Source organism: Streptomyces sp. NRRL S-920 (genome assembly GCF_000717945.1).
GTDB lineage: Bacteria > Actinomycetota > Actinomycetes > Streptomycetales > Streptomycetaceae > Streptomyces > Streptomyces alboniger.
Genome location: NZ_JODF01000007.1, coordinates 109,060 through 126,952, shown reverse-complemented (window position 1 = coordinate 126,952; position 17,893 = coordinate 109,060). Strand labels below are relative to the sequence as shown.

18 protein-coding genes are annotated in these 17,893 nt (G+C 70.9%); 8 read left to right on the top strand and 10 right to left on the bottom strand.

From position 1 onward, the window contains the following. Positions 1–28 precede the first annotated feature (28 nt). The 5 genes from IG54_RS0107935 to IG54_RS0107915 form a co-directional block, all read right to left on the bottom strand. Entirely contained in the window at positions 29–1,057 is a 1,029-nt protein-coding gene (locus IG54_RS0107935) for a lytic polysaccharide monooxygenase auxiliary activity family 9 protein (protein ID WP_030778982.1), read from the bottom strand. Positions 1,058–1,465: 408 nt separating this feature from the next. After that, complete coding sequence (locus IG54_RS0107930) at positions 1,466–2,026, bottom strand: cysteine hydrolase family protein (RefSeq protein ID WP_030778981.1); 561 nt, start codon at positions 2,024–2,026, stop codon at positions 1,466–1,468. A 303-nt stretch (positions 2,027–2,329) separates the two neighbouring features. Continuing rightward, positions 2,330–3,223, bottom strand: a complete 894-nt coding sequence (locus IG54_RS0107925; RefSeq protein WP_030778980.1) for a hypothetical protein — start codon at positions 3,221–3,223, stop codon at positions 2,330–2,332. Further along, on the bottom strand, positions 3,220–4,182 hold the full coding sequence (locus tag IG54_RS37740) for a trypsin-like serine peptidase (RefSeq protein ID WP_030778979.1): 963 nt from the start codon (positions 4,180–4,182) through the stop codon (positions 3,220–3,222). The genes IG54_RS0107925 and IG54_RS37740 overlap by 4 nt, the downstream gene beginning before the upstream one ends. A gap of 77 nt (positions 4,183–4,259) precedes the next feature. Then, positions 4,260–5,894 (bottom strand): caspase family protein, encoded by a 1,635-nt coding sequence (locus IG54_RS0107915; protein ID WP_158708836.1) that lies wholly within the window; start codon positions 5,892–5,894, stop codon positions 4,260–4,262. A gap of 231 nt (positions 5,895–6,125) precedes the next feature. Here IG54_RS0107915 and IG54_RS0107910 point away from each other — a divergent pair, with 231 nt between their 5' ends. Then, entirely contained in the window at positions 6,126–7,241 is a 1,116-nt protein-coding gene (locus IG54_RS0107910; RefSeq protein ID WP_030778977.1) for an IS4 family transposase, read from the top strand. Between the two features lie 22 nt (positions 7,242–7,263). Here the strand turns inward: IG54_RS0107910 and IG54_RS0107905 are convergent, their stop codons facing one another. Next, positions 7,264–7,950: a response regulator gene (locus tag IG54_RS0107905; protein WP_030778976.1), complete on the bottom strand. Its 687-nt coding sequence runs from the start codon at positions 7,948–7,950 to the stop codon at positions 7,264–7,266. A 140-nt stretch (positions 7,951–8,090) separates the two neighbouring features. Between IG54_RS0107905 and IG54_RS0107900 the strand changes: the two genes are divergently transcribed. The 3 genes from IG54_RS0107900 to IG54_RS0107890 are packed head-to-tail and all read left to right on the top strand — an operon-like array spanning position 8,091 to position 11,117. Continuing rightward, complete coding sequence (locus IG54_RS0107900; protein WP_030778975.1) at positions 8,091–9,074, top strand: Bug family tripartite tricarboxylate transporter substrate binding protein; 984 nt, start codon at positions 8,091–8,093, stop codon at positions 9,072–9,074. Then, a complete protein-coding gene (locus IG54_RS0107895) occupies positions 9,071–9,601 on the top strand; it encodes a tripartite tricarboxylate transporter TctB family protein (RefSeq protein WP_030778974.1) in 531 nt (176 codons plus the stop codon). The genes IG54_RS0107900 and IG54_RS0107895 overlap by 4 nt, the downstream gene beginning before the upstream one ends. A 1-nt stretch (position 9,602) precedes the next feature. Continuing rightward, positions 9,603–11,117, top strand: a complete 1,515-nt coding sequence (locus tag IG54_RS0107890) for a tripartite tricarboxylate transporter permease (RefSeq protein WP_030778973.1) — start codon at positions 9,603–9,605, stop codon at positions 11,115–11,117. A 3-nt stretch (positions 11,118–11,120) separates the two neighbouring features. Here the strand turns inward: IG54_RS0107890 and IG54_RS42475 are convergent, their stop codons facing one another. Next, on the bottom strand, positions 11,121–11,261 hold the full coding sequence (locus IG54_RS42475) for a hypothetical protein (protein WP_164551702.1): 141 nt from the start codon (positions 11,259–11,261) through the stop codon (positions 11,121–11,123). A gap of 128 nt (positions 11,262–11,389) precedes the next feature. Here IG54_RS42475 and IG54_RS0107880 point away from each other — a divergent pair, with 128 nt between their 5' ends. Continuing rightward, positions 11,390–12,559 (top strand): methyltransferase domain-containing protein, encoded by a 1,170-nt coding sequence (locus tag IG54_RS0107880; protein ID WP_051819345.1) that lies wholly within the window; start codon positions 11,390–11,392, stop codon positions 12,557–12,559. Here the strand turns inward: IG54_RS0107880 and IG54_RS0107875 are convergent. Both IG54_RS0107875 and IG54_RS0107870 read right to left on the bottom strand, forming a co-directional pair. Continuing rightward, complete coding sequence (locus IG54_RS0107875) at positions 12,510–13,055, bottom strand: DUF402 domain-containing protein (protein WP_051819344.1); 546 nt, start codon at positions 13,053–13,055, stop codon at positions 12,510–12,512. The two genes, IG54_RS0107880 and IG54_RS0107875, sit on opposite strands and share 50 nt — an antisense overlap. Beyond that, positions 13,036–13,974 carry a GNAT family N-acetyltransferase gene (locus IG54_RS0107870; RefSeq protein WP_030778968.1) on the bottom strand — a complete coding sequence of 313 codons (939 nt, stop codon included), beginning with the start codon at positions 13,972–13,974 and terminating at the stop codon, positions 13,036–13,038. The genes IG54_RS0107875 and IG54_RS0107870 overlap by 20 nt, the downstream gene beginning before the upstream one ends. Positions 13,975–14,044: 70 nt before the next feature. Between IG54_RS0107870 and IG54_RS0107865 the strand changes: the two genes are divergently transcribed. After that, positions 14,045–14,425, top strand: coding sequence for a GntR family transcriptional regulator (locus IG54_RS0107865; RefSeq protein WP_030778966.1), 381 nt, complete (start codon positions 14,045–14,047; stop codon positions 14,423–14,425). Positions 14,426–14,521: 96 nt separating this feature from the next. After that, a complete protein-coding gene (locus IG54_RS0107860; protein WP_234336056.1) occupies positions 14,522–15,163 on the top strand; it encodes a putative immunity protein in 642 nt (213 codons plus the stop codon). A 50-nt stretch (positions 15,164–15,213) separates the two neighbouring features. Here the strand turns inward: IG54_RS0107860 and IG54_RS0107855 are convergent, their stop codons facing one another. Beyond that, positions 15,214–16,308 carry a DUF5925 domain-containing protein gene (locus tag IG54_RS0107855; RefSeq protein ID WP_030778962.1) on the bottom strand — a complete coding sequence of 365 codons (1,095 nt, stop codon included), beginning with the start codon at positions 16,306–16,308 and terminating at the stop codon, positions 15,214–15,216. Positions 16,309–16,464: 156 nt separating this feature from the next. On the opposite strand from IG54_RS0107855, the gene IG54_RS0107850 reads away from it, so the two are divergent. Beyond that, positions 16,465–17,886 (top strand): GH39 family glycosyl hydrolase, encoded by a 1,422-nt coding sequence (locus IG54_RS0107850; protein ID WP_030778960.1) that lies wholly within the window; start codon positions 16,465–16,467, stop codon positions 17,884–17,886. Positions 17,887–17,893 lie beyond the last annotated feature (7 nt).

Genomic DNA, 17,893 nt, shown 5'->3' with positions numbered 1-17,893 from the left:
CCCACCCCCGTCAACCGGTGCTTACGGCTCAGCGGCCGTGGCGTCCGGCGGCGCGGCGGCGGGTCGTGGCGAACATCGTCGCGGCGCCGACGGCGAGGGCGGCCGCGCCACCCATCGCGAGGTAGGGCGTGGTGCTGTCGCCGCCGGTCTCGGCGAGGTTGTCGTCGGTGCCGGCCGCGGTGGTGACCGGCTTCTCGGCGCCGCCGTTCACCTCGGGCTCGTTGCCGGCCGCCGCCGCGTCACCGTCACCGTCGGCGGGGGCGGGGGCGGGGGCGGCGCCGGTGGCCCCCGCGCCCGTCCTGGCGTCGGCGTCCCCGTGGCCGTGGTGCTCGACCGTGGACTTCTCGGCGCCCGCCTCGATCTCCTTGTCGGACGGGGCGGACGCGGCCGGGGCCGGGGCGGAGCCCGAGGAGGCGCCGCTGTCCTTGCCGAAGACGACGTCGGAGCAGGTGTAGAAGGCCTCGGGGGAGTCCGAGCGCTGCCAGACCGAGTAGATGAGGTGGCGGCCCGACCTGGCGGGGACCTTCCCGTCGAAGACGTAGTCGCCGTTCTCCATCCTCGGGTCGGTGACCTTGACGAAGGGCCTCGCCTCCAGGTCCGACCACTTCAGGGGCTTCGCCGGGTCGTAGGAGTCCTTCGTGACGTACAGCTCGAAGGAGCCCTTGTGCGGGGCGGTGCCCTTGTAACGGAAGGTGTGCTTCCCGGCGGACAGCTTGCTGGCCGGCCAGTCCGTGCGCGGCAGGTCGAGGCCCTTGTACTTGTCGTTGCCGGCGCTGCACAGCTTGCCGTCGGGAATGATCCGCTTCGACTTCCCGGCGGCGTTGGCGATGTTCACGCCGTTCCAGTCGTAGAGGGCCTGGGTGCCGCCGGCGGCGACGGCGGCCTTGCAGGCGGCGGACTTCGGTGCCTCGGGGCCCTCCTGGAAGCAGGCGGAGACCCGGCTGACCGGATCCGTCATCGAGCCGTGCGCGGCGGCGGGCGTCACCGACAGGGCGGTCAGGGCGAGCGGGGCGACACCGGCGGCGGCGATCGCGACGGCCTTGCGGCGAGCGGGCATGCGGTTCTCCTCAAACGGCGGTTCAGGGGGGACGGGACGGTTGCGAACCGTCCCGGCGCCGAGAAAGCTAGCCGCTCGAAACCGCGAAATCGCCTGCTGAGGACGGGGGATGGAGATCCTTATGGTCGCTTTAAGGGAGGGCTAACCGAGGGCTCAGGTGGCGGCTCCGAGAGTCCCTGTTTGACCGGTACGTGAGCTACAAACCGGTCCGGCACGGTCCGTGAGAGTCCAGACGGGGCCGCCCCGTCTGGCTCCCTTCTTGGCTCCCCGCGGTCTTCAGCGTCTTGAGCGCACAGACGATCCGGAACGACCGACAGGAACCCCCGGCCATGCATTTTGGAACGCCTGATCGGCCGGGCCTCGTGGTTCCGACTATCGTGTCCGGGCAAAAAGGGCGCTACTGAGTCATCAGGATGTGCCGCCGAAGACGACGTCTTTGGTCTCGACGGTCCCAGCCGTCCGCCCCGGCGCCGTCTGGCGGGTCCAGTACAGGTTCGTGTGCGCAATGACCTGGTCAGGCGGCGGTGCACCCCATGCTGTCTTGTCAGCCGTCGTGTGGGCATCGCTGATCAGGGTCGCGTCGTACCCCCTGGCGAACGCGCCGTGAAGCGTCGAGCGGATGCACGCGTCGGTCTCCGCGCCGACGACGACGAGCCGCCCAACACCGAGTCCCGACAGCACGGTCTCCAGGGTGGTGTCCTCGAAGGAGTCGCCGTAGCTCTTCTCGACGAGTGGCTCGGCGTCCTGTGGAGTGAGTTCCGGGACGATCCGCCAGTCGTCGCTCCCTCTCGTGAGTTCCTCGTCGGAGTGCTGGACCCAGATGACCGGAACTCCTTCCCGCCGCGCCCGCTCGACGAGGTCGGCGACGTTCGCGACGACCACGTCGCGATGGTGGACTCCTTCGACGACGCCCTTCTGCACGTCGACGACAAGGAGCGCGGTGTTCGGCCGGTTCTCCAATATGGTCATGCTCATCCCTACTCGCGCTGGGCTCGTGTTCTACGCACGGTAGACCCACCCACCGACAGCGGGCCGGACAGCTCAGCGCCGCCACCCAGGTCTTGCGCACACCACGCGGGTGAGCAAGGCGACCTCTGCCTTTTGCCCGGACGACTGGTTCCGCCAGGGACTCAAAGGGCGTGAAGTCAGCAGCGTCGATACTTCGGCGCTCCATCAGGCACGCACAGCGCAGAGGTAAGGCCCTGCGCCCGGAGGCACTGCGAGTGGCACGGATGACGTGGGCTCCATAGAGCCGTAGTTGTCGGCATTGGCTCAGGCTGGGCCCTTGGCCGCCAGCGCCGCGCCGATCGGTCCGGCTACCTCGGGGTGGGCGAGATAGCGTTCGATCGAGTGTGGCGCTTCGCCGTTCTCCACTTCGACGTCCTTGAGCGGAGGGCCCCATGTCCTTCGCAACGGATGCCCAAGGGCGACGATGTCGTTGACGTCGTACGCACTCAGCCATTCCACCCCGGGGTTGTCCGCGTACGTCGGGTGACCGAGGTTCTTGCGGACGGCGTCGATGCCCAGCGGAGAGCCTGCCGTCACCCACAGTCCCGTACGTGCGCGCAGGCCGGGATCGCCGAGCAGATCACGGGCCACCACGGTCCCCAGGCTGTGCGAGACCAGGACGACGGGTCCGTCGGAGGGGAGTTGCTCCCGCACGTGCGAGAGGACCTGGGCCCTGGCGCGCGTCAAGTAGACGGCCACATCGCGCAGATGCGCGGCGATGAACGCCTGGTCGAACGAGGTGGTGCGGCCGAGCCAGTCGAGCGCGTCCCGGGCGACCGACCAGGACAGTACGTCCGAGAGTCGTTCCAGGTCGTCGTCGGAGTTCCCGGGAGCCCAGCCCGCTCCGACGGCCATGTCCTCCAGCATCCTCCGTTCCATCACGCCGATGTCCGACCCCAGCCAGGGGTGCAGCGGACCTGGCCTGTCGGGGTCCGAGGGCAGCGTTTCCAGGTCGATGGCCGCGTTGCTCTGGGCCAAGGTGTCAGTGATCCTGCGCAGCACGTTACCGAAGTACGGGAAGACCACGGGGCCGTCCACCGGCGGCAAGCCGGCTTTGACAAGCCCCGCCGCCAGCCCCGCCTGCCACGTGCGCCGTAGCTCGACGGGGTCCTTCCACTCCTGCTTGCGGCCGTGGACCAACACCAACGTCGCGTTCATACGCCCGCACCCGCCTCGATCGCCGCATCGATCAGGGTCCGCATCGGCGGGGTGAGAGGGGCCGCCCTCAGCCGCTTGACGATTCTGCTTACCCTGGCGCCTTCATTTCCCATGTACACGGCAGCGTCACGACCCATCTCGGGTGTCCAGCGCTCCCCGCCGCGGGCGACCGGCGCTCCCTGTTCGTCCAGCAATTTGATGCCTCTGCGATGGAGCGCGACCATCTCCCACTGATCGTTGAAGACGGGCGCTCCCGACGAGCCCTTCCGGGTGTCACTGGTGTACCGCAGCCAGATCTCGTCCTGGGCCACCATCCGGTTCGCGCGGATGCTGACCCGCTTCCTCTCGCCACCGGGATGGTGGATCACGTTCAGCACCTCGCACTTGAGCGCTTTCCCGGTCTGCTCGATGAGCGGCACCCAGCCATAGGTCTCTCCCGGTGCCTCGCCGTGCGCGTCGGCGACGGCCACCACGGTGAAATCCAACTCCTCATCGGTGACCCAGCACACCTCCGGGGCGAGCGCGCAGGTCACGTACTCACCCTCACGGCCCGCCTCATCGACCTCGAAGCCGAACTGCGCGGCCGCCTCCGTGGCATCGACCTCGCCGGGCACCACATGGTTGTTCGTCAGGAGCAGCCGTGGAGCGATCAGTACCCCCGTGGCGAGCGGGACGGGCGGATCACGGCGCGACGCCACGCTGACCACGCGACTCACCGACCGGGCAGCGGTGGTGCCGCGACTCAGGAAGTTCGTCCCGACGGAGTCGTCGTCGCCGACGAGCGCCTCCAAGTCGAGACCCTGGTCGGCCAGCCGCCGTTGACGCCGCTCGATCTCGTCCGGGGCGTTGGCGAGAGCCAGGTCCCGCTCGCGCAGCGCTGTCGCCGTATCGGCGATCTGGTCGGCACTGGCCTTCCAACGAGCAGCCGTCCCGTCGGAGACGGCGTTGTCTTCGAGCATCGGGCAAGTCCCTCCACTGGGTGGGATGCCGACGGGACGGCGGCCGTTCGCGGCGGCCGCCGTCCTCGCGCCGATCGCTAGGCGATGGCGCGGATGACGTACGGCAGTGCCGTACTGACCACGCCGAGGGCGTCGTCCCAGAAGCTCTTCTTCTCGCTCTCGCTCATGCCGGCCGGCAGATCAACCTGGATCTTGCCGCCGGTGGGACGCTCGTTGGGCTTGAAGTCCTTGGTGATCGCGTTGATGACGATCGGCGCCGCGATGCCGATCAGCGTCTCCACGAGCCCGAAGAACTTCGGGTCACCCATCCGGGCCGACGGGACCGCCCGCGCGATCTCACGGTTCACCTCGTCCGGGTCGGCGGCCTTGGAGTGACCCTTCCCGGGACCGCCGCTCTTGGTCAGCTCGTCGAGGACGGCTGGTACGACGACCCGTGCGAGCCTGGCCGCGGAGTCCCAGAAGCCCTTGTCGAGGAGATTGTCCGTGTCCGTCACGGACGCCTGCACCGTGAAGCTCTTGCCGTCCACCGGAATCGCGGCCGCCATGGCGGGGGCGAGAACGGCGGCGACCGTCTGCGTGTCCAGCTGGTAGTCCAGGCCGGACGGGACGTTGCCCCAGACCGACTTGCTCTTGCCCGCTGTCTTGACGCCGGCGAGTATCTTTTCGGTGGCCGCGTCGACCGACTTCTCAAGCTCTACCGTGCTCATTCCCTTTACCTCCGGTGTGTGACTTTTCGCTGAGATTCCTTCGCCCTTTCCAGGGGTGGAAGGTTTGTGCCCACCGCCTGCGTAGGCCACCTCTTTGAGCATCTCCTCGACCTGTCGGATCATCTCCTTGCTCTTTGTCTGCTGCCGGGAGATAAACGTTTCGGTGAGGAGGTGCGGCTGATCCGAGGGGGCGAAGGCGCAAGGCGTCTGGCTCATGTTGAGGCCTTCGATGCGCGTCACGGTTCGGTCGCGCAGGGCGGAGACGGAGACCGACTGGTCCATCTCCGTGGTCAGGGCGTAGGTGAACGCCGAGAGCCCGGCGGTGGGGGCGCTGCCGGCCGCCGCGGTCTGGTCCGCCTGACAGGCGGTGAGGAGTACCGCGTTCAGCTCGTTCGCCCCGGTGATGGCGCCCTTGGTCCTGGGCGCCTTGTTGGGGACGTGCGCCATGTTCAGGGTCAGGGACGCCTCGTTGCGCAAGGTGGTGCGGCCGAAGGGCTTCAGCGCGCGCGCCAGGGAGACCGACTTGGCCCGTTCCAGGAGCTTCTCCCGGGGTGGCGTGAACACCTTGGTGCGCACGGTCTCCTGAAGGCCCCCGCGGAAGAGGGACTTCTCCATGCCGCCCGAGTGGCAGGAGTCGAGCACCACGGTGAGAACGCCTTGGGGGAGGAGGGCGGTGCGCTCGGCGAGTTCCGTGTCCTCCAGGAACTCGTCGTAGGCGCAGAGCACCTCCGTCATCACGTCACCCTTGAGGTAGCGGTACCCGTGGGAGGACTGGAAGAAGACCAGGCGGTCCCCCTCCTCGGCCTCGTCCAGCAACCAGTCGAGACCGTCCCGAGTCGCTGCCAGGGTCGCGTCCGCGTTGAGCAGCACACGGATTCCGGAGCTGTCGAAGTCGAGTTGGCCGAGCAGGTCGGTGAAGGCGACGGTGTCGGCGACGCAACTGTTGAGGTTGTTCAGCGGATCGGGATACTCGTCGATGCCGATGAGCAACGCGCGATCTGTCATCGCCCAACCCTTTCTGTGTTTCTTCTGCATGCCGCACTTCTGCACAGAATCGATTCTTCGACGTGCAATGCAACCAGAGCCGAGAAATGCGCGTCCGACAGCAGAAGGAAGGTTTGGCTGTGTCGGCTTGATTTCATGGTTTACCCCTGCCGGGGGCCGGGCAAGTCGGTGCCGATTGGTACTGCTGACTTAAAGCAAGCCATTCATCAATACGACCGGGAGGGTGCTCCGATGCCACGACCGGGGCAGTTGAGGGCGGCGGCCACCGACGGATTGTCCGACCGCATCGCCCTCGCACTGCTGATGCGTACATTTCCGCCCGACGCGGTGGACCGCGTGATCGCGGAATGCGGAAGGACCGAGCGGCGCAACCGTCTTCTGCCCGCCCGCACCGTGGTGTACTTCGTCCTCGCCATATGCCTGTTCGCCCAGCACAGTTACGACCAGGTGGCCAGGAGGCTGGCCGAAGCGATGTCCTGGGTGACCCGGCAGGACGGCTGCCCTCCCGCGGCGCCCACGTCCGCCGCCATCTCCCGGGCCCGCGTGCGCTTGGGGCCCGAGCCGCTGGCCGCGCTGTTCGCGCAAGCCGCGCGCGACGCACGGGCACGGCGCACGGAGGAACGGTGCGCCCGCTACCTGGGGCGGCGGGTGATGGCGGTCGACGCGACAGCGATGGGCGTCCCGGACACACCGGAGAACCGGGCCCGTTACAGCTATCCGCCGGTCACCGGGGCGGGCCCCGCGGCCCTGCCGCAGGCGCATCTGGCGGCGCTGGCGGAGTGCGGCAGCCACTCCATCACCCGGGCCGCGCTCGGGAAGCTGCCCGCCGAGACGGGGCACGCACTCACGAACGATCTGCTGGCAGCCCTGACCCGTGGAGATCTGCTGCTCGCCGACCGCGGCTCGGCCGATCTGGAACTGCTGCCCGCGATCCGTGCCGCCGGCGCGGACGTGCTGTGGCGGGCCGACGCCCGGCCCGTAACGCCGGAGGGCACCGCACCGACGGAGTTCGCCGTACCGCCGGAGCGCACCGCGCTGCCCGACGGCTCCTACCTCTGCGACGTGCGCTGCGGGCCCGCGCGGCCGCGTACCAAGGTCCGGGTGCTCGACGGCCCTCCGCACCGCCTGATCACGACGCTCGTGGACCACGAGGCGCACCCGGCTCCCGTTCTGCGAGCCCTGTACCGCCGGCGGTGGGGGATCGAGGCGTCCCTGGAAGCCGTCGGTACGCTGCGGCGGGACACCCTGCCGGTGCTGCGGTCGCGCTGGCCCGGCGGCGTCGAGCAGGAGCTGTGGGGGCACCTGCTCGTCCACCACACCATCCACCCGCTCCTGCAACCGGCTTAAGTAAGCGCTGAACGCAGCGGGCTCACCCCACCCACCGGTACCGCCGCACCGGCCGCCCCGTCCCCCCGTAGCGGAGCGTCACCTCGGCGCGGCCCGTGTCCGCGAAGAACTCCAGGTAGCGGCGGGCGCTCACGCGGGAGAGGGCGCCCGCGCCCGCACACTCCGACGCCGAGAGGCCCCCGGGGTGGTCCCGCAGGGTCTGCTCCACCAGCTCCGCGGTATGCGCCGCGAGGCCCTTCGGCAGCTCACGGGAACCGGGCGGGCGCGCACCGAAGAGGTGGTCGACGTCCTCCTGACGCGCCTCGTCCAGCCCGTCGAGCCGCGCCCGCAACGCCGCCACGTGCCTCAACTGCTCATGCAGCGCCGCCTGGTCGAACGGCTTGATCAGATAGTGCAGGGCGCCCGCCCGCAGCGCCGCCCGCACCACCTCCGCGTCCCGCGCGGCCGTGATGAACAGGGCGTCCACCGGCTGCCGCCCCGGATCGCGCTCCTCGGCGGCCCGCAGCTCACGGAGCACCGCGATCCCGTCCATGTCGGGCAGATACACGTCGAGGAGTACGAGGTCGGGGCGCAGCCGCTCCGCCGCGCCGAGCGCCTCGGAGCCGCTGTGGGCGACACCGGCCACGGTGAATCCGTCCACCGCGCCGACGTACCGGGAGTGCAGCCTGGCGACCATGAAGTCGTCGTCCACGACCAGGACCCTTGTCATCGCCGCAGGCTATGGGCGCGACCACAACGACCACAACGTCCGTTGATTCCGGAAGAGAGACAGGTTGTTAACACCCGGGCAACATGTGGGCCACCTCACACCCATGCCCCGTCCGACGTTACCGACAGGTGGTGGCCCACATGCGCCTGCGCACCCCCCTCGCCCTGCTCGGCGCCACGCTCCTCGTGCTCGTGGCGCCGCCCCTGCTCACCCCGGGCAGCGGCGCCGACACCGGCACGCAGATCCCCGGCCTGCGCCTCATGGTCCCCAACACACCCGGCGGCGGCTACGACATCACCGCCCGCACCGCCGCCAAGAACACCGAGGACGCCGAACTCACCCACAACATCGAGGTGTTCAACCTGCCCGGCGCCGGCGGCACCGTCGGCCTGACCCGGCTCGTCGGCGAGCACGGCAACGGCAAGCTCGCCATGTCCATGGGCCTCGGCGTCGTCGGCGCCGCCCGCTCCAACCACTCCCCGAAGACCCTCGCCGACACCACCCCGATCGCCCGGCTCACCGAGGAGCAGGACGTCGTGGTGGTCGCCGGGGACTCCCCGTACAAGACCATCGACCAGCTCATCACGGCCTGGAAGAAGAACCCCGGCAAACTGCCCGTGGGAGGCGGCTCCGCACCCGGCGGCCCCGACCACCTCGCCCCGATGCTGATGGCACGCGCCGCCGGGATCGACCCGAAGAAGGTCAACTACGTTCCCTTCGACGGCGGCGGCGAACTGCTCGCCTCGATCCTCGGCAGCAAGGTCTCCTTCGGCGTCTCCGGAGTCGGCGAATACCTGGACCAGATCAAATCGGGGGAGCTGCGCCTGCTCGCCGTGACCGGCCCGAAGCGGGTGCGCGGCCTGGACGGGCCCACCCTCAGGGAGTCCGGCTACGACGTGGACTTCACCAACTGGCGCGGCATCGTCGCCCCACCCGGCCTCAGTGACGCCGAACGCGAGAAACTCACCGAGCTGTTCCGCAAGCTGCACGCCTCACCCGAGTGGAAGAAGTCCCTCAAGACGAACGGCTGGGACGACGCCTTCCTGGCCGGCGACGAGTTCGGCGACTTCCTGGACGCCCAGGACCAGCGCGTCGTATCGGTACTGAAGGAGCTGGGGCTGTGACCACCACCGACGCACCCCCCGCCCGGCGAAGCCGCCGCACCTGGCTGCGCGAACACTCCGAACTCGGCGTCAGCGTCCTGCTGTTGCTCCTCGGCGCGCTCGTCCTCACCGACGCGCTCACCATGGACGTGGAGATCACCCAGCGCGGCCCCGTCGGCCCGAGGACCGTACCGGTCGCCGTCGGCGTCGGCCTCCTCGTCGTCGCCCTGCTGATCGCCGCCGACGTCCTGCGCGGCGGCCGCGGCGAAGCCGAGAGCGGCGAGGACATCGACCTGTCCGAGCCCGCCGACTGGCGCACCGTCCTGCTCCTGACGGGCGTCTTCCTCGCCACCGCCGTCCTCATCGAGCCCGCCGGCTTCCCCGTCGCCGGCGCGCTGCTCTTCTGGGGCTCCGCCTACGCACTCGGCAGCCGCCACCTCGACCGCGACCCGCTGATCGCCGCGGGGCTCTCCGTCACCACGTACGCGGTCTTCAACAACCTGCTCGGCGTCCCCCTGCCGGGCGGCCCCCTGATGGGAGTGCTGTGACATGAACGCCTTCAACTCCCTCATCGACGGCTTCGGTACCGCCCTCACCCCGCTGAACCTCCTGTGGGCCGCGGTCGGCGTGCTCCTCGGCACCGCGATCGGCGTCCTGCCCGGCATCGGCCCCGCGATGGCCGTAGCCCTGCTGCTCCCCGTCACCTACGGGCTCGAACCGACCGGCGCCTTCATCATGTTCGCGGGCATCTACTACGGGGCGATGTTCGGCGGCTCGACGACCTCGATCCTGCTCAACACCCCCGGCGAGAGCGCCGCCGTCGTCGCAGCCATGGAAGGCCACCCGATGGCCAGGGCGGGGCGGGGCGCGCAGGCCCTCGCGGCCGCCGCCATCGGCCACTTCGCGGGCGGCATGATCGGCACGGTCCTGCTGGTCGCCCTCGCGCCGACCGTCGCCGACCTCGCCGTCGGCATCGGCGCGCCGGACTACTTCGCGATCATGGTGCTCGCCTTCATCGCGGTCACCTCGGTCCTCGGCTCCTCCCGCGTCCGCGGCCTCGCCTCGCTCCTGATCGGCCTGACCATCGGCCTGGTGGGCCTCGACCAGATGACGGGCCAGCAGCGGCTCACCTTCGGCTCGCTCCAACTCGCCGACGGCATCGACGTGGTGATCGTCGCGGTCGGCCTCTTCGCGATCGGCGAGGCCCTGTGGGTCGCCGCGCACCTGCGCCGCACCGGCGCCGACGCGATCCCCGTCGGCCGGCCCTGGCTCGCGAGGAAGGACGTACGCCGCGCCTGGAAGTCCTGGCTGCGCGGCCCCCTCATCGGCTTTCCGTTCGGCGCGATCCCGGCCGGTGGCGCGGAGATCCCCACCTTTCTCTCCTACGTCACCGAAAAGCGGCTGTCCAAGCACCGGGAGGAGTGGGGCAAGGGTGCCATCGAGGGCGTCGCCGGACCCGAGTCGGCGTCGTCCGCGTCAGCGGCGGGCACCCTCGTCTCCATGCTGACGCTCGGCCTGCCCACCACCGCCGTCGCCGCCGTGATGCTCGCGGCCTTCCAGCAGTACGGGATCCAGCCGGGCCCCCTGCTCTTCGAACGCGAACCCGACCTGGTGTGGGGCCTGATCGCGTCCCTGTTCGTGGGCATGGTGCTGCTGCTCGCCCTGAACCTCCCGCTGGCCCCCCTCTGGGCGAAGCTGCTGCGCATCCCGCGGCCCTACCTCTACGCGGGCATCCTGTTCTTCGCGGCCGTCGGCGCCTACGCGGTCGGCGGCGAGCCGATCGACCTCGTCATCCTGCTCGTCATCGGCCTCGTCGGCCTCGGCATGCGGCGCTACGGACTGCCCGTCCTGCCCGCCGTCATCGGCGTCATCCTCGGCCCCAACGCCGAGCAACAGCTGCGCCGCGCCCTCCAGATCAGCGACGGCAGCGTCAGCGGGCTCGTCGACACGCCCTTCTCCGTGACGGTCTACGGCGTCATCGCCCTGATAGTGGCGTGGCCGTTGCTGAAGAAGGCGCTGAGGAAGGCGCTGGTGCGGGCGCGGCGCGGTGCAGGCGGCGCCTGACGCTCACCCGTCGGGCCACCAGGTCCGCTGGATGTCCTTGCGGACCTCCGGCCTCTCCCGCGGCTGAACCTCGGCCTCTTGGCGTTCCCGCACCCGGCGGCTGACGGGCTTGACCGCGGGCTTGTGCGTGGTGACTCGGCGCATGGCTGCCTCCCTGCCTTACCGATGTCCATCGAAGCCCCGTGCTAGACCTCCGCGGCCCGGCTTTTTGATCGAACACCGTTCTCGGCGGTGCCGGGCTCGTTGTCAGTGGCGGATGCCACGATCGGAAGATGACGCCGAACGAACCCGCCGCGGAGATCGACTGGGACACCGCCGCCGCCACCTTCGACGACGAACCGGACCACGGCCTGCGCGAGCAGGCGGTGCGCCAGGCCTGGGCGGAGCGGCTCGCGCAGTGGCTGCCGGACACCCCCGGTGACGTGCTCGACCTGGGGTGCGGCACCGGCAGCCTCGCCCTGCTCGCCGCGGAGCGCGGCCACCGCGTCACCGCGGTCGACCTCTCGCCGGCCATGGCGGCACGCGCCCGCGAGAAGCTGGCGGGCCACGACGCCGAGGTCCTCACCGGCGACGCGGGCCACCCACCGGTGGCCGGACGCAAGTTCGACGCCGTCCTCGCGCGGCACGTCCTGTGGCTCCTCCCGGACCCCGAGGCGGTCCTGCGCCACTGGCACACCCTCCTGCGCCCCGGCGGCCGCCTGATCCTCGTCGAAGGGGTGTGGGGCGCGACGCACCCCCGCGGCCTCCCGATGCCCCGCGTGATCGAAGCCCTGTCCCCGCTGGTCACCCGCCTGCACTCTGAACGCCTCTCGGCGGACGCGCGCCTGTGGGGCGGACCGGTGGACGACGAGCGGTACGCGGTGGTGGGGATGCTGCCCGAGCCCCCACCGCGGCACGCGGAGATCGTCGACGTCCACCTGATCCTGCGCCGCCGTGACGAGGTCCTGCTGGCCCGCCGCGCCAACACCGGGTACGCCGACGGGCTGTGGAACCTCCCGTCGGGCCACATGGAGGACCACGAGGACGTCCGCGCGGCGATGATCCGTGAGGCACGCGAGGAGATCGGCCTCGCCCTCGCCCCGGGGGACCTGCGGGCGGAAGCCGTCGTCCAGCACCGCGGGCCCGGTGAGGCGCCCCGCATGGGCTGGTTCTTCACGGCGGAGTACGGCGCGGGCGGCGAGCCGTTCAACGCCGAACCGGACAAGTGCGCCGAGCTGGCCTGGCACCCCCTCACCGCCCTGCCGCACGACATGGTGGCGTACTGCCGAGAGGGCCTGTCCGCCTGGCACAGGGGCGAGCGCTTCACCGTGCACTGGCAGTCGGACGAGGAGCCCGTCGCCTACGACGGCGAGCGCACCACCGCGTCTGTCCCGCTCGCGCCCGCGCCCCGTGTCAGACCGTGCCGAGGAGGTTCCCCCGGGCCAAGGACTCCAGTTCCGTGAGGGCGCGGCGGGCCGCGGAGGCCGCCGGCGGGTCCGTGGCGGGCAGGCCGCTCGCCTCGAACTCGTCCTCGTCCAGGCGCAGTACGGTGCTCGCGTCCGCCGAGCACCACAGGTCGAGGTCCAGGTCCTCCACCGTCAGGACCCCGCCCTCGCGGACCGCGGGGCGCGTCACGTCGCAGTACCAGCCCTTGAAGGTGCCGTCGGCGGCGTACACCTCCTTGATCGCGTACCAGCGGTCGCGCCAGAAGTGCTCGGTGAAGACGTCGCCCGGCTCGAAGCGGACGAAGCCGAAGTCGCGGACGCCGGGGGCCGCCCAGGGGGCGCGGACCGTGACCCGTGTTCCGTCGTCGTGGAGGAGTTCCGCGGGGTAGCGGATCTTCGTGCGGCCCGCCTTGACGAGGGCGATCTCCAAGGTCTCCGAGGTCTCCAAGGGTTCCGACGCTTCCGACGTTTCCGAGGCGGCCGGGCGGTGCCCGTCAGCCGAGGTCCCGGACATGGCGTATCTCCGTTCCACAGATCTCGTAACCGAACCACTTGTTGATCGCCAGCATCGGTCCGTTTCCGGCGTCGTTGCCCGTGAAGGCCTCCGTGCAGCCGGCCGCGCGGGCGCGGTGCAGGGAGTCGTTCTTGGCGAGCTTGGCGAGGCCCCGGCCGCGATGGGCGCGCGCGGTGCCCGTCATGCCGGAGGCGTAGCGGCCCGCGGCGTCCGTGCGGGCCAGGCTGAAGGCGGCGGGGCGGCCGTCCACCAGGGCCACCGCGGTGAGTTCCCGGCTGACCAGCGGGTGGTGCCAGGTCTCGGCGAGCCAGTGCTCGTAGTCCGTGAACTCCGCGGTCACGTCGCCCGGTTCGTCCGCCACCGTCTCCGCCTCCAGCGCGAAGAGCGGCCGCGCGTCGTCCGCGAACACCGACCCGCTCACCAGTTCCACGCCCGCGGCAGGCCCCTGGAGCGGCGGCAGCGTGCCGTGCGCGAGGTCCAGGCGGAGGAAGTGCGCGCGGCGGCTCGCGCGGTAGCCGCGGCGGGCGGCGAAGGCGAGGCTCGCGGGATCGTCGAGGACCCAGGAGTAGACGGTGGCGGCGCCCTCGCCCGCCAGATACTCCTCCGCGGCGCGCAGCAGGAGCGTGCCCGCACCGGTGCCGAGCCGCCGCGGATGCACGTAGACGTTGGCGAAGCCCTGGCCGGGCTCGGGGCTGTCGTAGGCCAGGCCCACCTGCGCCGTACCGATGACCTCGCCGTCGGCCTCGGCGATCAACTGCCGGTACCGGGAGGCGGGATGGGCGTGCGCGCGGTCGAAGGCGACCGACTCGGAGGTGGTGAGCATGGCGGGCACACACGCCCGGCGCACGGCGGCGAACCCCGCGTCGTCGGCCGCCGCGGTAGCGGCGTCGGGGGCGAGGGTTCGGACGATCACGGTCATGGGCCGCACGGTACGCGGGGCGCGCGCCGGGGTGCCTCCCATTTTCCGGCCCGTACGGGAGAATCGCTCCGTGACTTTGAAGATCGACATCGATGAGGGCGCGGGCGACGCGCCGTACGAGCAGGTACGGGCCCAGATCGCCGGGCAGGCACGTTCGGGCGCGCTGCCCGTCGGTTACAAACTGCCCACGGTACGAGGGCTCGCCCAGTCGCTGGGGCTCGCGGCGAACACGGTGGCCAAGGCGTACCGGGCCCTTGAGTCCGACGGCGTCATCGAGACCCGGGGCCGCAACGGCACCTTCGTCGCCGCCGCCGGGGACGCCGCCGCCAAGGAGGCGTCCTTTGCCGCGCAGTCCTACGCCGAGCGGGCCCGACGGCTCGGCCTCTCCGAGGAGGACGCGCTGGCAGCCGTACGGGACGCGCTGCGCGCCGCGTACGGGACGTCCGGCTAGCACCCCGGTTGAAGCTTCGCGGCCTCAGAGAGCCGTAGAACAAGGTGTTCCGCCGTCAAAGTCTCCATGGGTCTTTCAAAGATACGGTGGAGCTTCATGAGGAAGGACACGCAGGGAAACAAGGGCGTTCAGGCAGGCAAGGACCTCCAGCCAGGCAAGGACCTCCAGCCAGGCAAGGACCTTCAGCCAGGCAAGGACCTTCAAGAAAGCAGGGACGCTCAGGAGTTCGCGCTGAGCGAGGACGACCGCCGCTTCATCACTCTCTGGGCCGTCGCCTGCGCCGCCCGCGCGCTGCCGCTCTTCGAGGCCGCGGCGCCCTCCGACATCCGACCGCGTGCGGCGGTCGAGGCCGCGCGGACCTTCGCGCTCGGAGGCCGGCGGACGGTGCGGCTGCGCACCGCCGCCTGGGGCGCGTACGCGGCCGCACGCGAGGCCGCCGACCCCGCGGCCGCGGCCGCCGCCCGCGCCGCGGGCTGTGCGGCGGGAGCCCCGTACCTGCACCCGCTGGCCACCCCGCACCAGCTCAAACACGTCCTCGGACCCGCGATGTACCTGGCGCGGGCCCGGGAGTTCGCCGAGGGCGACGACCCCGGCATCGGCGACGAGGAGGTCCGCTGGGCGCTGGAACAAGCGCCGCCCCAGGTGCGCGTGGTGGTGGGGCGGATGCCCGCAGGCAGGCCCGGCCGCACCCGGCTCGGCGCCCTCCACCGTCGGCTCGAAGCGGGCCTGCGCGGCTGACCCCGCACGACGGCACTCGCCCGCGACGGGCGCGGGCGCGGGCGCGGGGACTACAGGTACAGCCCCGCGTCCGCCCCCTCCCGCTGCTCGGGGACCGACGTCGGGGACGTGCCGCGGCGCAGCGCGAAGAGTTCGGCGAGGGTGGCGCCGTCGCGGGAGACGCCCTCCTCCGTGCCGAGCCACTCCACCGCCTCGGGCCGGGTCAGCGCGCCGACCTCGATGCGGGCCAGACACCGGCCGGGGCGGACGACCGCGGGGTGCAGGCGCTCCAGGTCCTCGTTGGTGGTGACGCCGACCAGAACATTGCGCCCCTGGCCGAGGAGGCCGTCCGTGAGGTTGAGCAGCCGCGAGAGCGCCTGCCCCGCCGTGTGCTTCGCCTCGCCGCGGATCAGTTCGTCGCAGTCCTCCAGGAGCAGCAGCCGCCAGCGCCCCTTCGCCGTGCCGTCGTCCTCGCCGATCGCGATGTCCATCAGATAGCCGACGTCACCGAAGAGCCGCTCCGGATCCAGGACGCAGTCCACCTGGCACCAGTCCCGCCACGACCGCGCGAGCGTCCGCAGCGCCGACGTCTTGCCCGTGCCCGGCGGGCCGTGCAGGAGCAGCAGGCGCCCCGAGATGTCCTCGGGCGTCGTCTTCATCAGCTTGTCCATGGCGTCGGCCACCGGCGCCGTGTAGTTGGGGCGCACCTCTTCCCACGTACCGGCCGAGATCTGGCGGGTGGTGCGGTGCGGGCCGCGGCGCGGCGAGACGTACCAGAACCCCATGGTCACGTTCTCCGGCTGGGGTTCGGGCTCGTCCAAGGAGCCGTCCGTGGCCTGCTTCAGGACCCGCTCGGCGAGGTCGGCCGTGGTCGCCGTGACCGTGACGTCCGCGCCGCGGTTCCAGCGGGAGACCAGCAGGGTCCACCCGTCGCCCTCGGCGAGGGTCGCGCTGCGGTCGTCGTCCCTGGCGGCCCGCAGCACGCTCGCCCCGGGCGGGAGCAGGGTGGAGCCCTTCTTGACCCGTTCGATGTTCGCGCTGTGCGAGAAGGGCTGCTCGCCCGTCGCGAAGCGGCCGAGGAACAGCGCGTCCACGACATCCGACGGGGAGTCGCTGTCGTCGACGTTGAGCCGGATCGGCAGGGCGTCGTGAGGGTTGGCAGACATGCCGCCATGATCCGCCACGCACGCGCCCCCGCGCACCCCGTTTCCACGGGGCGTCCCCCTCGCGCCGTTCACACTCCCGGGCGCCCGTGACCGCGGTGAAGAGCTGTTGTGCGGAATCTGTCCTACCGCCTATGGCCACCGATACGCTTGTCGCTGATGGGACGTCATGGGTGGTTTTCGGATGTACGGCGGTGGCGGCTCACCGCACTGCTCGGCGTTGGCGCGGCCCTCCTGGCCCTGGTGATCACATTGGTCTACACACTCCCCGGGGACGACGGCAGCACCGAGGGCACCACGACGGACGGAGACAAGGTGCACGGCACGCCCGCGGTCCCGCCCAGGGAGACCTCGCCGGAGGTCGGCTGGGGCTTCACCCACACCCAGTACAGCGCGGACGAGGGCGAGGAGGCAGCCGTCGAGCGCGTCCGCGGCGAACTGGCGGGGCAGGGCCGGCCCATCCCGCAGATCCAGCACATCATGGGCTGGGGCGCGGGCAATCCGGAACCGGTCGACGGCCGCTACGACTTCTCCGACATGGACCGCCGGATCGACTTCGTCCGGGCGAGCAAGGGCATCCCCGTGGTCACGCTGTGCTGCGCCCCGGACTGGATGAAGGGCGGCAAGCCCGGCGCGGAGAACACCGACTGGAGCCAGCAGGCGCTGGAGACCGCACCGAAGCGCGAGCACTACGACGACTTCGCGCGGCTCGCCGCGACGGTCGCCAAGCGCTATCCGGACGTACGCCACTTCATCGTCTGGAACGAGTTCAAGGGCTTCTGGAACACCGAGAAGGCCCGCTGGGACTACGAGGGCTACACCGACCTGTACAACCTCGTCCACCGCGAGCTGAAGAAGGTCGACAAGAACATCATGGTCGGCGGCCCCTACCTGGTCATGGACAGCATCGACCCCCGCCAGACGCAGAACGCCTCGGACGTGGAGGGGCCCTGGGGCCGTCTCGACCAGCGGCCCCTCGACGCCTTCGCGTACTGGAACAAGCACAAGAACGGCGCGGACTTCGTCGTCGTCGACGGCGCCAGCTACACCGCCGACGACGAGCTGCTGCCCGACGAGTTCAAGGCCACCGAGAAGCTCACGGCCGTCGGCGAGTGGGTGCGCGAGCGCACCGGGGACCTGCCCCTGTGGTGGGCCGAGTACTACGTGGAACCCGGCGACAGCCAGGACAACCGCGACGACTGGTCCGAGGCGCACCGCGTGGCCGTCCACGCGTCGGGCCTGATGGCGATCGCCCGCGGCGGCGCCACCAGCGGCTTCTACTGGAACCCGCAGAAGCGGGGTGCGAAGTGCGCGGGCTGCCTGTGGACGGCCACCCAACAGGCGGACGGCGGCGTCAAGTTGCCGATGCTGGACCTCATCGAGCGGTTCGGCAAGGAGTTCGGCCCCGGCACCACGTACGAGACGGTGACGGTGGCCGCCGACGCCCGCCCGCACCTCCGCGTCCTCGCCGACGACGAGGCGGTCCTCGTGGCGAACACCCTCGACCGGCAGATCAGCGCCAAGGTGGACGGGCAGCGGTTCGACCTGAAGGGGTACGAGGTGAGGTGGCTCAAGCGCTGAGCCCCCG

Coding starts and splice junctions, on each gene's coding strand:
- IG54_RS0107910 (WP_030778977.1), top strand. CDS start 6,126: ATGCCACGACCGGGGCAGTTGAGGGCGGCGGCCACCGACGGATTGTCC.
- IG54_RS0107860 (WP_234336056.1), top strand. CDS start 14,522: ATGAGGAAGGACACGCAGGGAAACAAGGGCGTTCAGGCAGGCAAGGAC.
- IG54_RS37740 (WP_030778979.1), bottom strand. CDS start 4,182: ATGCTCGAAGACAACGCCGTCTCCGACGGGACGGCTGCTCGTTGGAAG.
- IG54_RS0107870 (WP_030778968.1), bottom strand. CDS start 13,974: ATGACCGTGATCGTCCGAACCCTCGCCCCCGACGCCGCTACCGCGGCG.
- IG54_RS0107855 (WP_030778962.1), bottom strand. CDS start 16,308: ATGTCTGCCAACCCTCACGACGCCCTGCCGATCCGGCTCAACGTCGAC.
- IG54_RS42475 (WP_164551702.1), bottom strand. CDS start 11,261: ATGCGCCGAGTCACCACGCACAAGCCCGCGGTCAAGCCCGTCAGCCGC.
- IG54_RS0107880 (WP_051819345.1), top strand. CDS start 11,390: ATGACGCCGAACGAACCCGCCGCGGAGATCGACTGGGACACCGCCGCC.
- IG54_RS0107875 (WP_051819344.1), bottom strand. CDS start 13,055: ATGTCCGGGACCTCGGCTGACGGGCACCGCCCGGCCGCCTCGGAAACG.
- IG54_RS0107925 (WP_030778980.1), bottom strand. CDS start 3,223: ATGAACGCGACGTTGGTGTTGGTCCACGGCCGCAAGCAGGAGTGGAAG.
- IG54_RS0107905 (WP_030778976.1), bottom strand. CDS start 7,950: ATGACAAGGGTCCTGGTCGTGGACGACGACTTCATGGTCGCCAGGCTG.
- IG54_RS0107890 (WP_030778973.1), top strand. CDS start 9,603: ATGAACGCCTTCAACTCCCTCATCGACGGCTTCGGTACCGCCCTCACC.
- IG54_RS0107935 (WP_030778982.1), bottom strand. CDS start 1,057: ATGCCCGCTCGCCGCAAGGCCGTCGCGATCGCCGCCGCCGGTGTCGCC.
- IG54_RS0107930 (WP_030778981.1), bottom strand. CDS start 2,026: ATGACCATATTGGAGAACCGGCCGAACACCGCGCTCCTTGTCGTCGAC.
- IG54_RS0107850 (WP_030778960.1), top strand. CDS start 16,465: ATGGGACGTCATGGGTGGTTTTCGGATGTACGGCGGTGGCGGCTCACC.
- IG54_RS0107900 (WP_030778975.1), top strand. CDS start 8,091: ATGCGCCTGCGCACCCCCCTCGCCCTGCTCGGCGCCACGCTCCTCGTG.
- IG54_RS0107915 (WP_158708836.1), bottom strand. CDS start 5,894: ATGACAGATCGCGCGTTGCTCATCGGCATCGACGAGTATCCCGATCCG.